Genomic DNA, 15,702 nt, shown 5'->3' on the forward strand with positions numbered 1-15,702 from the left:
TACCTCGACGCAGGCGCTGCAGGCCCTGGAGGAGGTATAGCCCGGCGCGGGCCGGCCGGTGATCTCGGCCGCGCCGGGCTATACCTCGACGCAGGCGCTGCAGGCCCTGGAGGAGGTGGCCGCCGCGATGCTGCCCAGCGACATGTCCTATGCCTGGAACGCCATGTCGTACCAGGAAAAGGCGGCCGAGGGCTCCGGTAGCCTGGTGTTCGTCATGGCGCTGGTGTTCGTCTTCCTGATCCTCGCGGCGCAGTACGAAAGCTGGTCGCTGCCCTTCGGCGTGCTGTTTGGCACACCGATCGCCATCTGCGGGGCCATGTTCGGCCTGTGGGTCGCGCGCTTTTTCAGCGCCAGCTACGAGAACAACGTGTTCGCCCAGATCGGCCTGGTGATGCTCATCGGCCTGGCGGCGAAGAACGCCATCCTGATCGTCGAATTCGCCCGCACGGAAATCGAGCGCGGCAAGGAGCCGGTGGAGGCTGCGCTGGCCGCTGCGCGGCTGCGCTTCCGGCCGATCCTGATGACCTCGTTCGCCTTCATCCTGGGGGTGATCCCGCTGATTCTGGCCAGTGGCGCCGGCGCCGAGGCGCGCAAGATCATGGGCATGACCGCGTTCGCCGGCATGCTCACTGCCACCCTGGTGGGCGTCGTGCTGGTGCCCGGCCTGTTCGTGGTCGTCGAGCGCTACCTCACCCGCCGCAAGCATCCGGCCCCGGCCGCCGGCACGGTTGGCGAGGAAGCCGAGCCATGAGCGGCGGCGCGGCGCGCCCCGTGCACATCGCCTTGCTGGCGGGCGGCCTGCTGCTCGCTGGCTGCATGGTCGGGCCGGATTACCAGCGGCCCCCCCTCGACATGCCACCCAGCTACCGCGAGCCGGCACCGGTCGATGACACCTTCGCCAACCTGCCCTGGTGGGGGCTGTTCGCCGATCCCACCCTCGAGGCGCTGATCGAGGAGGCGCTGGCCAACAACCGCGACCTCGGCGTCGCCCTGGCGCGCATCGAAGAGGCGGCGGCGATCCTGAGCGTGGTGCGCGCCAACCAGTTCCCCTTCTTCGACATCCAGGCGGGCGCGGGCCGGGCGTCGACCAGCGAGGACGCGCTGGGTGGCGGCGTGACCGACAACAGTTTTTCCCTCAGCGGCGTGGCGTCGTTCGAGATCGATCTGTGGGGCAAGCTGCGCCGGGCCACCGAGGCGGCGCGCGCGGATCTGCTGAGCACCGAGGCGACCGCGCGCAACGTGACCATCTCGCTGATCGCCTCGGTGGCCATCAGCTATTTCCAATTGCTGGATCTGGACAACCGGCATCGCATCGCCATCCGCACGCAGGCGTCGCGTGAGGACTCGCTGAGCATCATCCGCCAGCGGTACGGCAAGGGCACGGTGCCGGAGCTGGACGTCAACCAGGCCGAGATCGAGGCCGCCGACGCCCAGGCATCGGTGGCCGCCTTCGAGCGCGCGGTGCGCGAGACCGAGAACGCCCTGAGCGTACTGGTCGGCTCGCGGCCACGGGTCATTGCGCGCGGCGCGCAACTGACGCGGCAAGGCCTGCCGGTCGAGGTGCCGGCAGGCCTGCCGCTCAGCCTGCTGGAGCGGCGCCCGGATGTCCTGGCCGCCGAGCAACAACTGGCCGCCGAGACCGCGCGCATCGGCATCGCGCGCGCTCAGCGGCTGCCGTCCCTGTCGCTGACCGGCAGCCTCGGCTACGCCAGCCGAGACCTGAGCGACCTGGTGGACAGCGGCAATGAAAGCTGGAATCTCCTCGCCAACCTGTTTGCCCCGATCTTCAACGCCGGGCAGCTCAGGGCGGTGGAAGAAACGCAGCGGCAGCGTGCCGAACAGGCGCGGCTGGGCTATGAGCAGGCTGTCCTGAATGGCCTGCGCGATGTGGATGACTCCCTGACCCGCGTGCGCACGTCACGCGACGAGCATCTGGCTCGCCAGCGCCAACTGGCGGCGGCGCGCAACGCGGCGCGGCTGTCGCGGGCGCGGTATGACGGTGGCCTGGTCAGTTACCTCGAAGTGCTGGATGCGGAGCGCAGCCTGTTCCAGGCGGAACTGCTGGAGTCGCAGACAGGGCAGCAGCAGTTGAGCGCGGTGGTGAGCTTGTACCGCGCGCTCGGTGGCGGGTGGCTGGCCGACGAGGCGCCGGAGTGAGGCCGCCGCATGATGAAGTGCCTGCTGCTGGTGGTCTGGATGGTTGTGTTGGCCGGTTGCGCGGCCCGCCCACCGCCGGTGACTGTTGCGCCGGGCACCTGGCGGCAGATCGACCGCGACATCCTCGCCGCCTCGCAAAATGCCACCGAGCAGGCCGAGCAGTTCGCCCGTGACGCCATGCAGGAGTGGCGCACGCTGGTCTATCAGCGCACCGAGACGGATTTCATCCCCTGGTTTTTCAGCTACCGGACCCACCAGTGGCTGAGCGTGAAGCTGTCCTGGTACCGACTGAGCGCTGGCGATGAAAACGATGAGGTGGTCGACCGGTTGGCGCTTTACCTGCAGCAGCAATACCGCAAGCGCGTGCTGGTGCCGGTGGCGCGGGAGACCGATCCCGTACGGATCAGGGAGCGCACGGTGCGCTTCTATGTCTGGCTGATGGCCGAGCTGCTGGCGAGGATTCCACCGCGCTACGGGGTGCCCGCCGACCAGTTCGAGCGTTGGCTGGAGGGGATTCCCGCCATCGCCCTGGCCCCGCCGCCGAACCGGAATGCCTCGCTTCAGCAACTGATCGGCAACGAGCGTCTCGACCGGCTGCCCGCCTATCGCGCCCTGACGGCACATATCCACAAGGCGCCCGCCGAAGTCGCACTCTGGTCCGAGGATGGCGGTATCTCGTCCGTGGCAACGCAGGCCAGCCGCCAGTTGACGAATGAGCTGACTGCCGGCGGCATCACGGGTGTGGTGTCGGCCATGATCGGCCCGGCGGGTGCACTGCTGTCTTTCGGGATGATGGGCGTGACTGCGCTGATGCGTGAGCACCAGCGGCCGGAGCAGGAAGCGCTGCTGCGCAAGAGCATGAGCGCGGCGTTCGACACGGAATGGCGCGAATGGCTACGCAGCCGCGACCGTGGTGTGATGGCTGGGGTGCACTACCTGGACGACACCCTCGAGCGGCAGCTGACCTCGCGGCTCGAAGCGCCGGAGCGGCCGGCGCTCCGGGCCCCGTAGATCAGGGTGGCGCCACGGGTACGTACAGCAGGCTGCCCTGTGCGTAGGCCTGGACGTAATAGGTGCTGCCGCAGCGGTAGTAGGTGACGCCGCCCACCAGGCTGGACGCGGGGGAACAGGGCAGGCTGGTGACGGCCACCGGCGCGGGGGCGCTGGTGGTCAGCGCCGTCACCTCCGTGACCTGCACGTCGGGTTGCAGCGCTTCGTTGACCAGCGCGCCGGCCGCCGCGCCGACGACGAAGCCCGCCGCCGCGTCCGAATGGTCCCAGTCGTCGTCCCAATCGATGTCGTGATCGTGCGGCGGTGGGAGCGGCGGCGGGCGGCCTTCCGGTGGCTGCTGGCTACCCGGCGGCGGGTAGCCCCCCGGCAACCGCTGACTGGTGGGCGGCGGCCGCTCCCGTGGCGGCCGTTGCTCGGCCGAAGGTGGCGGAGTGGGCCGGGAAATCTCCGGTCGCGTTGCGGCGTGACCGGGCGCACTGACGCGCGCGGAAAAGGCGCCCGAGGCGGCCACGCCCCCCCGGGAGAAACCTCCACCGCCACGGCCAAGGGCGTCGCTGTCCTGCAGGGCGGGGCCCAGCAGCAACAGGGTGGCGATCAGGCCGGTCAGGCGGGTTCTGGCGAGCGAGTTCATGGCTGCTCTCCGGTCCGCTCGCCGCCCGCCGGGCTTTCGGCCGGCGGGGTAGCGCCGTCGGGCGCCGGCATCACGCTGACCGGCAGCTCGCTGGCGAAGGAGATCTGCCGGGCGTCGGCGGGCGGCGTGAAGACGAACGCATCATCGGGAAGGGCCGGTGCCAGATCCCAGTCGCGGAAGTCCGCCCGGAACTGCGGCTGCCCGTCGGCATCCGGATAGGTCAGCACCAGGCGCACCGGCAGGGGCGTGTCGCCGTCGCGGACCCACACCTGGTAGTCGACGCTGTCGGTACGGCCGGCGAGGTGGTGGACGGTCACGCCGGCCAGGCGGGTCTCCTCCACGTAATCGATTTGCCGGGTGCGCCGTCGCAGATCGTCGCTGGCGCTGCTGACCAGCAACACCGCGAAAGGGAGGCGCATGTCGAGGTCGCGGATGAAGAATCTGACCGCGTCGTCCACCGTGCCCGGCCGATTGACCTGCGCATAGACCCGGCTCTGCGGGGTGGCGAGGGATATCTGGCTGCCGTCGTAGAGGAGCTGGTGGTGCAGGCCGTCGCTTTCCTCAAGCTCGACCCGCAGGTGATCGGGCCGCGCCAGCAGCAGGCGCCGCGTCTCGGCGAATTCGATTTTCTGGCCGTCCGGCTGGACCGCGTCATAGCTGCTCTGGACCGCGACGCTGAAGCGGGGCTGGCCGGCCAGGAAGTCGGTCATGCCCAGCAGGATGTCCATGGCCTCGTCCGCTTCGGCCTGGACGCTGCCCGGCGTGAAGGGCACCAGGGCGATCAGCGTCAGACCACCCAGAAGCCGGGCGATTGGCGAATGCTTCGGATGCTTATCCATACGGCCTCGCACGTTCCCCTGCAGGGGATGGCAACGGGGCCTCGGGAGGCCACGTGTTTCACTGTAGTTCGCTCCGGTCAATGCGTGGGGCAGGCGGGCGTACGGCATCGCCTGCGGCCGAGCTGCCGTGTCGTGGCCAGCCAGTCCCCAGGATCTACGATCATTCGTCTGCGATCTGCGCCCATCCGCCGCGAATGTGTTTTTGGGGGTGAGGTGGGGTAGACTCCCCGGCTGCCATCAATGGCGGCAGATGCTTCATCTGCATTCTTGTTGAGCACCTTGCTCACTGCCTTTTCAGTGCGAGACGTACTGTCCTTGGGCGGTTCGCCTAATTCGGCGGCCCTTGCGGGCCGAAATCGAAGGAGGAACTCCGCATCGCTGTCTGCACGCCCATCGTTGTCCGGCGCGCCTTCCCTCGGATGGTCCTGCCGGGCCGAGCCGGCTGTGGGACCTGGACAGGTCTCGTCACTGCCCTCCCTTTGCGTCACCCCCGTGGTGACGGCCCATCCTCACACCGCCGGCGTCGGGAGGCCCTGCGCGTGCAGGGCCAGCAATCGTCGCGTCAATCGGCGGTGGCTGAAGTCAAGGAGAATCCCTATGAACTTCCATGGACATTTCATCCAGGCCGCGCTGTTCGACATGGACGGCACCATGTTCGATACCGAGCGCCTGCGTTTTCAGACCTTACGACAAGCCTCCACTGAGCTGTTCGGCGCAGCCATCGACGACGAGATATTGCTGGGCTCGCTCGGGCTGAGCGCCCTCAAGGCCGAGGCACTGGCCAAGTCGCGCTACGGTGCGGACTACCCCTATGTCGAGATCCGCGCCCGCGCCGATGCGCTGGAGCTGGCCCATGTGCGCGCCCATGGCGTGCCGGTGAAGGCCGGACTCTACGAGGTCCTGGAGCGCCTGAAGAAAAGCGGCCTGCGCCTGGCGGTGGCAACCTCCAGCCGGCGCGCCATCGCCGAGGAGTACCTGATCAACGCCAATGTGCTGAAGTACTTCGATGCCACGGTCTGTGGTGACGAGGTCAGCCAGGGCAAGCCCCATCCCGAGATCTTCCAGAGCGCGGCGGCAGCCCTGGGCTGTGCGCCGGCACACTGCCTGGTCTTCGAGGACTCGGAGAACGGCCTGCTGTCCGGTGCGGCCTGCGGAGGCCTGCCGATCCTGCTCAAGGACATCAAGGAGCCGGCCCCGGCGATCAAGGCCAAGGCCCTGCGCGCCTACGAGAGTCTGGAGGCGTTTCTGGAAGACCTGACACCCTGCACGCCGCTGCTGCCGGTGCCGGCGCCGACCGATCCCTTTCCGCAGTCCTATAACGAACATATCGCCGCCATCCACGGTTTCGGCGCCATCGGTGGCGGCTACCTGGCGCAACTGTTCGCCCACTGGGATGGCTATACCCGACCGGCGGAAATCGTCGGCGTGACCAACAATCGGCTGCTGCGCGACCTGGTCAACGCCTATGGCAAGTACAGCGTGCATTACCCGGATCAGGCGTTCGAGCAGACCATCGACCGGGTGCGCCTGATCGCCGCCGACGATGAGGCGGCGGTGATCGCGCTCTATGCACAGGCCGAAATCGTCGGCCTGAGCCTGCCGGAAGGCGCCATTGCCCAGCAGGCCGGGCTGATCGCCGACGGCCTCATTGCGCGCCAGCGGGCGCGGCGCGGACCGCTGACCGTGCTGGTGGCCCTGAACAAGGTGGGTGGGGCGGCCTATGTGCGGCGTTGCGTCGGCCGGGCGCTGGAGCAGCGACTGGCGGCGGAGGAGGTGGCCGAGGTGTTGGCGGCGACAACCTTCGCCGAGACGGTGGTCAACCGTATCGTGTCGCGGGTCTCCCGCGAGGCGCTGCTCAAGCAGGTGCGTATCAATGTCGGCAGCTTTTCCGCCGTCGTCCCGGACGGCGGGTTCGGAATGCTGCCGCGGGAGCCTGGCGTGCTGGGTGTCGAGTCGCTGGTGGACCGCTTGACCGAAGCGGCGCAAATGGATCGGGCCCTGGCGGCGCTGAACATCGTGCTGTTCCACAGCGGGCCGGAGATGGCGTTGTACGCCGAGCGCGGCAGCGCCATCCTCGAGCGCCTGCGCCAGGTGCGCACGGTGGACGACATCGGAGAGATCCAGGCGATCAAGAACAAGATGCTCAACGGCACCCACGCGATCATCGGTTGGTACTCGGCGCTGCTGGGTTATCGCACCATCGGTCAGGGCATGGGCGACCAACGGGTACGACGCCTGGTGCGTCGCCTGCTGGAGCAGGAGATCAGGCCGGCGATGCTGGCGCACAACCCGGCGCTGAAGACGCACATCGACACCTTTGTCGAGCGCTTCCTCAAGCGCTGCGAGGAGTCCTTCAAGGATGCCTGCGCGCGTGTCGGTCGTGATCCGCGCCGCAAGCTGCAGCGCAAGGAGCGGATCCTCGGCAACATCGAACTGGCCGCCCGCCACGGAATTGCGACGCCGATGCTGGAATTCGGCACGGCCCTGGGCATTGTCTATGCGCTGCGTTACTCCGGCTCGGAAGACAAGGAGTGCCTGTGGATCCGCGAGGTGTATGAGCGGCGCCGTTCGGTTGCGGATGTGCTGACCGATGCCAGCGACTACCAGGGACGTGCCTACGCCGGGCTCGACGCGCTGGCGGATCGGGCCCTGATCGCCCGGATCGCCGGCCATGTGGAACGCCTGCAGGATCCTCAAGCGTCGCACTGGGACTGGCCGTTGGCGAAGGACCCCGCTCGCGAAACGGCGTGAACGCCCGGCACGCCCTGCCCGCGGCACGGTTTGATTGACGACCATCAAGGGTGATTGCGCGACATGCGCCTAAAGTGCGGTCGGTTTACTGCGCTTGAGGTGTTGCCATGCAACTGGTTTGTCCGGCGGGCAGTCTGCCTGCCCTGAAGGCCGCGGTGCGGCAGGGTGCCGATGCGATCTACGTCGGCTTTCGCGATGACACCAATGCCCGCCATTTCGCCGGCCTGAACCTGGACGACAAGCAGCTGGACACCGGTCTGCAGCTGATTCGAAAGGAAGGCCGCCAGCTGTACATCGCCGTCAACACCTATGCGCAGCCCGGCGGCTGGCAGCGCTGGCAGGCGGCGGTGGATCGCGCCGCCGACCTGGGCGTCGATGCGCTGATCTGCGCCGACCCCGGCGTGCTGGCCTACGCCAGCAAGCGCCATCCGCGGCTCAACCTGCACCTCTCGGTGCAGGGTTCGGCCACCAATCCGGCCGCGCTGGCGCTGTTCCAGCAGCGCTACGGCATCAAGCGCGCGGTGCTGCCGCGCGTGCTGTCGCTGGCGCAGGTCAAGGCGCTGGCGGAGAAGACCACGGTGCCGCTGGAAGTCTTCGCCTTCGGCAGCCTGTGCATCATGGCCGAGGGCCGCTGCCACCTGTCGTCCTACATCACCGGTGAGTCGCCCAACCTGTGCGGCGTCTGCTCGCCGGCCAAGGCGGTGCGCTGGGAACAGGAGGCCCAGGGCCTCAGCTCGCGCCTCAACGGCGTGCTCATCGACCGCTACGCCGACGGCGAGGCCGCCGGCTACCCGACCCTGTGCAAGGGCCGCTTCATGGTCAACGGCCAGCGCTTCCACGCCCTGGAAGAGCCCACCAGCCTGAATACCCTGGACCTGATACCCGAGCTGGCCGCGACCGGGATTGCCGCCGTGAAGATCGAAGGCCGCCAGCGCAGCCCGGCCTATGTCGAGCAGGTCACCCACGTCTGGCGCGAGGCGCTGGATGCCTACAAGCGCGCGCCCAAGGGCTTCACCGTGCAGCCCGGCTGGCGCGCCGCGCTGGGCGGGCTGTCGGAAGGCAGCCAGACCACCCTGGGCGCCTACCACCGTGCCTGGCAGTGAGGAGAGCCGCATGAAACTCAGTCTGGGACCGGTCCTGTTCTACTGGACCCGCGAAAAACTGCAGAACTTCTACGCCGAGATGCTCGAGCAGCCGCTGGACATCATTTACCTGGGCGAAACCGTGTGCTCCAAGCGCCGCGCCTTCAGCCTCGACGGTTGGCTGGGCCTGGCCCGCGAGCTGCGCGAAGCCGGCTGCCAGGCCGAGCTGGTGCTCTCCGGACTGACGCTGATCGAGGCGGCCAGCGAGCTGTCCAGCCTGCGCCGCCTGTGCAACAACGGCGAACTGCTGGTGGAGGCCAACGACATCGGTGCGGTGCAGATGCTCAGCGAGAGCCGTCTGCCGTTCGTCGCCGGCCCGGCCCTCAACATCTATAACGGTCACGCGCTGGCCGAGCTGATCGACATGGGCATGCGCCGCTGGTGCCCGCCGGTGGAAGTCTCCGGCGCACTGGTGCGTGACAGCCTGCAGCAGCTGGATGCGCTGGGCGTGGCCCGCCCGGAAGTGGAGCTGTTCGCCTACGGTCACCTGCCGCTGGCCTATTCGGCGCGCTGCTTCACCGCCCGCGCCGAAAACCGCCCCAAGGACGACTGCGAATTCGTCTGCCAGAACTACCCGGAAGGCATTCCGCTGCTCAGCCAGGAGGGCGAGGCGATGTTCACCATCAACGGCATCCAGACCATGTCGGCCAAGGTCTGCAACCTGCTCGCCGAATATCCGCAGCTGCGCGACAGCGGCGTCGACATCCTGCGCCTGAGCCCGCGCGCCGAAGGCATGGCCGAGATCGTCCGCGGCTTCGACGCGGTGCGCGGCGGCGCCCTGCCGCCACTGGCCATCGACGGCTGCAACGGCTACTGGTACGGCCAGCCCGGCATGCTGCGTGCCGAGGAGGTGGGCCTGTGCTGACCCTCAGTCCGAAACTGGCGCGCCTGGCCCTGAAAGTCGGCGCACCGCTGCTGCCCCTCAGTCGCCATGTGCCCTTCATCGTCCAGAAGCAGGTGCTGGAGCGCGCGGTGGCGCGCATCTTCGCCGCGCCGCTGGCCGACGGCGCCTTCGACCTGCTCGACGGCCGCTGGCTGCGCCTGGAAGTCAGCGACCTGGGCCTGGCCTGGAACATCACCCGCACGCCGGGCGGGCTGCGGCTGGTGCGCGGCGACAGCGCCGACGTGTGCATTCGCGGGCAGTGGAAGGAATTCCTGCTGCTGGCCAGCCGCCAGGAAGACCCGGACACGCTGTTCTTCCGCCGGCGCTTGGTGATCGAGGGCGACACCGACCTGGGCCTGGCGATCAAGAACCTGCTCGACAGCCTGGATCCGGACGACATGCCGGCCTGGCTCTGGCAGCTGCTGCGCACGCTGGGCGAGGCGGCCAAGGCGGACGCCCAGCCGGCACAGCCCGCCGCCAGCCTGTAACCGCGCGGCGGCGCGCCGCCGCGCTGGTCTACGCTTGAGTTCCAGACCCCCAACGGAGGAACTGGAACATGCAGGCGACTCTCCCCCCGGCCTTGCGCGCGCTGCGCCTGCCGCTGCGTCTGCGGCTCTGGGATGGCCAGCAACTGGAGCTTGGCCCGGACCCGCGCGTCACCCTGGACATCAAGGACCCGGCGCTGCTCGCCCTGCTCGCGAGCCCGCGCCTGGACGCCCTGGCCGGCGCCTATATCGACGGCGGCCTGGACCTGCAGGGGCCGCTGCCCGACGTCATCGCCCTGGCCGATCAGCTCAGCACCGCCATGGGGGTGGGCGACAGCGTCACGCCCGAGGCGCGCGAGGCCCATGACCGGCAGACCGACGCCGACGCCATCGCCTACCACTACGACCTGTCCAATGCCTTCTATGCCCTGTGGCTGGATCCGGAGATGGTCTACTCCTGTGCCTATTTCCCGACCGGCACGGAAGACCTGGCCACGGCGCAGCGCGCCAAGCTGGATCACCTGTGCCGCAAGCTGCGCCTGCAGCCGGGCGATCGGCTGCTGGATGTCGGCTGTGGCTGGGGCGGCCTCGCGCGTTTCGCCGCCCGGGAGTACGGCGCCCAGGTCACCGGCATCACCCTGAGTCGCCAGCAGCTGGCGCTGGCCCGCGAGCGGGTCGCCGCCGAGGGCCTCGCGGATCGCGTGAGCCTGGAGCTGATGGACTACCGCGACCTGCCCGGCGACGGTCGCTTCGACAAGGTGGTCAGCGTCGGCATGTTCGAACACGTGGGTCACGCCAACCTGGGGCTGTACTTCCGTCACCTGTTCGACGCGGTGAAGCCGGGCGGCCTGGTGCTCAACCACGGCATCACCGCGCGCTATCCGGACGGCCGGCAGGTCGGCCGCGGCGCCGGCGAGTTCATCGGGCGCTACGTGTTCCCCCACGGCGAACTGCCGCACCTGTCCACCGCCATCGCCCAGATGAGCGAGCAGGGCCTGGATGTGGTGGATGTGGAAGGCCTGCGCCTGCACTACGCGCGCACCCTGGAGTTCTGGAGCGGCAACCTCGAGGCCCGATTGGCGGAAGCCGCCCGACTGGTCGACGAGAAGATCCTGCGCATCTGGCGCCTGTACCTGGCCGGCTGCGCCTACGGGTTCCGGCACAACTGGATCAACCTGCACCAGATCCTCGCCGTGCGGCCGCTGGCCGACGGGTCGCACAGGCTGCCCTGGAGCCGCGCCGACCTGTACGCCTGAGGCACCGAACCTGTAGGAGCGGCCGTAGGAGCGGCTTCAGCCGCGATGCCTTTCGTGCGGTCATGGCCAAAAGCTCGCGGCTGAAGCCGCTCCTACAACAAACGGGGGCGGCGCGACCCGATGGAGGCGGGCTGCGCGCGCGCGCAGCCTGGCATACCATGCCGGTCCTTTCGTCTGCCGAGTCGTGTCGTGCCCCGTCTGCGTCGTTCCGTGCTGTTCACCGTGCTGCTGATCGTCTGCGGCGGGCTGTTCTGTGCCTGGCTGGGCGGCCGGCTGGGCGAGCGCAGCGCCTGGGAAGCGCGCAGCCTGGAGGGCCGCGCGCAACTGGAGCTGTACCGGCAGAACCTGCATACCCTGGTGGAGCGCTTCCGCGCCCTGCCGGCGCTGCTCGCCGAGGACAGCGCCGTGCACCGCCTGCTGCGCGACCCGCACAACCCGGCGTTGCGCCAGGCACTCAATGAGCGGCTGGAGCGCCTCAACCAGGCCGCCGGTTCCAGCGTGCTGTACGTGCTGGATCGCGATGGCCAGACGCTGGCGGCCAGCAACTGGAACGAGCCGAGCAGCTTCGTCGGCCACGACTACCGGTTCCGCCCGTATTTTCGCAATGCGCTGGAGCAGGGCGCCGGCCGCTATTTCGCGGTGGGCGTCACCACCGGGATTCCTGGTTACTTCTTCTCGCGGCGGGTAGAGGATGGCGAGCCGCTCGGCGTGCTGGTGGTCAAGCTGGAGCTGGAGGAGCTGCAGCGCGACTGGGTGGGTCAGCACGGCACCCTGCTGATCAGCGACGACCACGGCGTGGTGATCCTCAGCAACCGGCCCGCCTGGCGCTTCGGCCACCTGCAGCCGCTGAGCCCCGAACAGCGCGCGCGCCTGCTGGCCGAGCGCAAGTACGCCGAACAGAACCTGCGTGCCCTGCACAGCGAGCCGCGCCTCGACTTTGCCGATGGCGAGCTGCGTCGCCTGCACGGGCCGGACGGCCCGCGCGACTACTTCTGGCAGCGCCAGGCGCTGCCCACCGAGGACTGGACCCTGCACCTGCTGCAGGACCCCGCAGTGGTCGCCAACACGGTCCTCGCTTACCGGCTGATCGCCGCCGCCCTGTGGATGACACTGGCCTTCGGCACCCTCTACGGGCTGCAGCGTCGGCGCAACCGCCAGCTGCTGCGGCGCAGCCGCGCCGAGCTGGAACGCCTGGTGGTCGAGCGCACCGAGGAATTGCGCCGCACCCAGGACGGCCTGGTGCAGGCCGCCAAGCTGGCCGCGCTGGGGCAGATGTCCGCCGCCCTGGCCCATGAGCTGAACCAGCCGCTGACCGCGCTGCGCATGCAGCTGGGCAGCCTGCAGCTGCTGCAGCGCAGCGGTCGCGCCGCCGACATGGCGGAGGCACTGGAGCAGGTCGACGCGCTGGTCGCGCGCATGAGCGCGCTGACCGGCCACCTGAAGACTTTCGCCCGCAACAGCCCCGGCGGGCTGCGCGAACATTTGCACCTGGCGCCGGTGGTGGAGCGCGCGCTGCAGCTGCTGGCGCCGCGCCTGCGGGGGGCGGAGGTGCGCGTGGAGCTGGCGGTGGACCCGCGCGCCGAGGTGCTGGGCGAGGCGATCCGCGTCGAGCAGGTCCTGGTCAACCTGCTGGACAACGCCCTGGACGCCTGCGCTGACCAGCCGGCGCCCTGTGTGTGCATCAGTACGCGTCGCGACGGTGACTGTTGGGCGCTGTCAGTGGCCGACAACGGCGGCGGCATCGATCCGCAGCACCTGCCCAGCCTGTTCGACCCCTTCTTCACCACCAAGCCGGTGGGCGAGGGGTTGGGGCTGGGCCTGGCAATTTCCTATGGCATCCTGCGCGACCTGGGCGGCAGCCTGCAGGCCGCCAACGGCGAGCAGGGCGCCATCTTTACCCTGCGTTTGCCGGCGGTGGAGGATGCAGGCAGGAACGAGAGGCAACGGGCATGAGCACCGAAGTGCTGTTTATCGACGATGAGGCGGCCATCCGCCAGGCGGTGCGCCAGTGGCTGGAGCTGTCCGGCGTCAGCGTGCGCGTCTGCGCCGGGGTCGCCGAGGCGCTGCCGCTGCTCGGCCGCGACTTCCCCGGCGTGCTGGTCAGCGACGTGCGCATGCCCGGCTGTGATGGCCTGCAACTGCTCGAACGCCTGGCGGACATCGACCGCGAGCTGCCGCTGATCCTGGTCACCGGCCACGGCGATGTGAACATGGCGGTGCAGGCCATGCAGCGCGGTGCCTACGACTTCATCGAGAAGCCGTTCAGTCCCGAGCGCCTGCTGGACAGCGTGCGCCGCGCCCTGGATACCCGCCGGCTGGTGATGGAAAACCGCCAGTTGCGCGCCCAGGTGGCGCGCAAGGGGCAGCTGGACGGCCTGCTGCTGGGCGCTTCGCCGGCCATGGTGCAATTGCGTCAGCAGGTGCTGGAGCTGGCCGGCGCGCCGGTCAACGTGCTGATCCGTGGCGAGACCGGCAGCGGCAAGGAGCTGGTGGCGCGCAGCCTGCACGACTTCAGCCCGCGCGCCGGGCGCGAGTTCGTCGCCCTCAATTGCGCGGCGATTCCGGAGAGCATCTTCGAGAGCGAGCTGTTCGGCCACGAGAGCGGCGCCTTCACCGGCGCGCAGGGCAAGCGCATCGGGCGCATCGAGCACGCCGACGGCGGCAGCCTGTTCCTCGACGAGATCGAGAGCATGCCGCTGGCCCAGCAGGTCAAGCTGCTGCGCGTGATCCAGGAGCAGAGCCTGGAACGCCTGGGCTCCAACCGCAGCATCCGCGTCGACGTGCGGGTGATCAGCGCCGCCAAGCCCGACCTGCACGACGAGGTGCGCGCCGGCCGCTTTCGCGAGGACCTGCTGTACCGCCTGAACGTGGCGGAGCTCGAAGTGCCGCCGCTGCGCGCGCGGCGCGAGGACATTCCGCTGCTGTTCGACCACTACACCCGCCAGGCCGCCGAGCGGCATGGCCGCGCCGCGCCGCCGCTGCAGCCGGCGGACATGGCGCGGCTGCTGGCCCATGACTGGCCGGGCAACGTGCGTGAGCTGATCAACGCGGCGGAACGCCATGTGCTGGGCCTGGGCAGCCCGGGGCTGGCGCGGACGCCGGCCAGCCAATCGCTGGCCGCGCAGATGGAAGCCTTCGAGGCGCAGTGCCTGCACCAGGCACTGCAACGCTGCCAGGGCAACATCGCCGAAGTGATGGCCTTGCTGCAGCTGCCGCGGCGCACCCTCAACGAAAAGATGCAGCGCCATGGCCTGCAACGCAGTCGTTATCTGCCGGCCGGGGTCAGCGATACGGAGTCGGAATAGGCGGATTCTTGCCGATGCCCGACCGGTAATGAGCGGATTCCCGCTGATTCTCTGGCGTCGGAGAACCGCCAGAGGCTCGCCAAGGTCCGCCAGGCGGGCCTGCGCCGGGCCTGCGGAGCCGCTGGCACAGCTCCTGCTAGGGTATTGGGAAGCCCTTCGACCGTCGGGTCGAAATGGCTTCGCCCCTTGCGGGGTCTGCCCAATAAAAAAGGAGTTGCAACCCATGCGCATGAGCAAACGCTTCGGCCTGTTCGCGGCCGCTGTCGCCTTCACTGCCAGCACTGCGGCTGTCGCCGCACCCACCTTCATCAACGTACTCACCGGCGGTACCAGCGGTGTGTATTACCCGATCGGCGTGGCCCTGTCCCAGCTGTACGGCAACGGCATCGATGGCGCCCGCACCTCGGTGCAGGCCACCAAGGCCTCGGTGGAAAACCTCAACCTGCTGCAGGCCGGTCGCGGCGAGCTGGCCTTCTCGCTGGGCGACTCGGTGGACGACGCCTGGAAGGGCAACGCCGACGCCGGTTTCAAGGCGCCGCTGAACAAGCTGCGCGCCATCGCCGCCATCTACCCGAACTACATCCAGGTGGTGGCCAGCAAGGAATCCGGCATCAAGACCCTGGCCGACCTGAAGGGCAAGCGCGTGTCCGTCGGCGCGCCCAAGTCCGGCACCGAGCTGAACGCCCGCGCCATCTTCAAGGCTGCCGGCCTGAGCTACGAAGACCTTGGCCGCGTGGAGTTCCTGCCCTACGCCGAGTCGGTCGAGCTGATCAAGAACCGTCAGCTGGACGCCACCCTGCAGTCCTCCGGTCTGGGCATGGCGGCGATCCGTGACCTGGCGGCAATGATGCCGACCACCTTCGTGGAAATCCCCACGTCCGTGGTCGAGAAGATCGGCAGCCCGGTATACCAGTCGCGCCCGATTCCGGCCGGCACCTATGACGGCCAGGACAAGGACGTGATGACCGCGTCGATCACCAACATGCTGGTCACCCACGAGAAGGTTTCCGACGAGGTTGCCTACCAGATGACCAAGCTGGCCTTCGAGAACCTGGAGCGCCTGGGCAACGCCCACTCCGCGGCCAAGGGCATCACCCTGGAAAACGCGGTCAAGGGCCTGCCGATTCCGCTGCACCCGGGTGCCGAGCGCTACTACCGTGAAGTGGGCGTGCTGAAGTAAGCACGATCCCCGGCGGGCCTCCGCCCGCCTTGCCAGCCCCCCGACGACAGCCGGGGGTCTGG

The 15,702-nt window shown here is 68.9% G+C and carries 13 protein-coding genes; 11 read left to right on the forward strand and 2 right to left on the reverse strand.

What is annotated here, in order from left to right; all coding sequences use genetic code 11:
* Positions 1 to 58: 58 nt before the first annotated feature.
* The 3 genes from VL129_RS00590 to VL129_RS00600 are packed head-to-tail and all read left to right on the forward strand — an operon-like array spanning position 59 to position 3,168.
* Positions 59 to 751 (forward strand): efflux RND transporter permease subunit, encoded by a 693-nt coding sequence (locus VL129_RS00590; RefSeq protein ID WP_325409005.1) that lies wholly within the window; start codon positions 59 to 61, stop codon positions 749 to 751.
* The gene (locus VL129_RS00595; protein WP_325409007.1) at positions 748 to 2,157 is read left to right on the forward strand and encodes an efflux transporter outer membrane subunit; all 1,410 of its coding nucleotides are present in this window, start codon (positions 748 to 750) and stop codon (positions 2,155 to 2,157) included. Before VL129_RS00590 ends, VL129_RS00595 begins: the two co-directional genes overlap by 4 nt.
* A gap of 9 nt (positions 2,158 to 2,166) precedes the next feature.
* Positions 2,167 to 3,168 carry a hypothetical protein gene (locus VL129_RS00600; RefSeq protein ID WP_325409009.1) on the forward strand — a complete coding sequence of 334 codons (1,002 nt, stop codon included), beginning with the start codon at positions 2,167 to 2,169 and terminating at the stop codon, positions 3,166 to 3,168.
* A 1-nt stretch (position 3,169) separates the two neighbouring features.
* Here VL129_RS00600 and VL129_RS00605 read toward each other — a convergent pair whose 3' ends face one another.
* Both VL129_RS00605 and VL129_RS00610 read right to left on the reverse strand, forming a co-directional pair.
* Positions 3,170 to 3,799: a hypothetical protein gene (locus tag VL129_RS00605; protein WP_325409011.1), complete on the reverse strand. Its 630-nt coding sequence runs from the start codon at positions 3,797 to 3,799 to the stop codon at positions 3,170 to 3,172.
* Entirely contained in the window at positions 3,796 to 4,638 is an 843-nt protein-coding gene (locus tag VL129_RS00610) for a DUF2092 domain-containing protein (protein WP_325409012.1), read from the reverse strand. Before VL129_RS00610 ends, VL129_RS00605 begins: the two co-directional genes overlap by 4 nt.
* Positions 4,639 to 5,235: 597 nt before the next feature.
* On the opposite strand from VL129_RS00610, the gene mtlD reads away from it, so the two are divergent.
* The 8 genes from mtlD (at position 5,236) to VL129_RS00650 (ending at position 15,640) form a co-directional block, all read left to right on the forward strand.
* The gene (mtlD, locus tag VL129_RS00615) at positions 5,236 to 7,389 is read left to right on the forward strand and encodes a bifunctional mannitol-1-phosphate dehydrogenase/phosphatase (RefSeq protein WP_325409013.1); all 2,154 of its coding nucleotides are present in this window, start codon (positions 5,236 to 5,238) and stop codon (positions 7,387 to 7,389) included.
* Between the two features lie 107 nt (positions 7,390 to 7,496).
* Positions 7,497 to 8,492, forward strand: coding sequence for a ubiquinone anaerobic biosynthesis protein UbiU (ubiU, locus tag VL129_RS00620; protein ID WP_325409015.1), 996 nt, complete (start codon positions 7,497 to 7,499; stop codon positions 8,490 to 8,492).
* 10 nt (positions 8,493 to 8,502) lie between these two features.
* Positions 8,503 to 9,396, forward strand: a complete 894-nt coding sequence (locus VL129_RS00625) for a U32 family peptidase (protein WP_325409017.1) — start codon at positions 8,503 to 8,505, stop codon at positions 9,394 to 9,396.
* Entirely contained in the window at positions 9,390 to 9,902 is a 513-nt protein-coding gene (ubiT, locus tag VL129_RS00630) for a ubiquinone anaerobic biosynthesis accessory factor UbiT (RefSeq protein ID WP_414705090.1), read from the forward strand. Before VL129_RS00625 ends, ubiT begins: the two co-directional genes overlap by 7 nt.
* 68 nt (positions 9,903 to 9,970) lie before the next feature.
* On the forward strand, positions 9,971 to 11,155 hold the full coding sequence (gene cfaB / locus VL129_RS00635) for a C17 cyclopropane fatty acid synthase CfaB (RefSeq protein ID WP_325409019.1): 1,185 nt from the start codon (positions 9,971 to 9,973) through the stop codon (positions 11,153 to 11,155).
* 120 nt (positions 11,156 to 11,275) lie between these two features.
* A complete protein-coding gene (locus tag VL129_RS00640; protein ID WP_325409021.1) occupies positions 11,276 to 13,108 on the forward strand; it encodes a sensor histidine kinase in 1,833 nt (610 codons plus the stop codon).
* Complete coding sequence (locus VL129_RS00645) at positions 13,105 to 14,460, forward strand: sigma-54-dependent transcriptional regulator (RefSeq protein ID WP_325409023.1); 1,356 nt, start codon at positions 13,105 to 13,107, stop codon at positions 14,458 to 14,460. The genes VL129_RS00640 and VL129_RS00645 overlap by 4 nt, the downstream gene beginning before the upstream one ends.
* Before the next feature lie 223 nt (positions 14,461 to 14,683).
* Positions 14,684 to 15,640, forward strand: coding sequence for a TAXI family TRAP transporter solute-binding subunit (locus VL129_RS00650; protein WP_325409025.1), 957 nt, complete (start codon positions 14,684 to 14,686; stop codon positions 15,638 to 15,640).
* Positions 15,641 to 15,702 lie beyond the last annotated feature (62 nt).

It is taken from the genome of Pseudomonas sp., from assembly GCF_035497915.1.
Classification (GTDB): Bacteria; Pseudomonadota; Gammaproteobacteria; order Pseudomonadales; family Pseudomonadaceae; genus Serpens.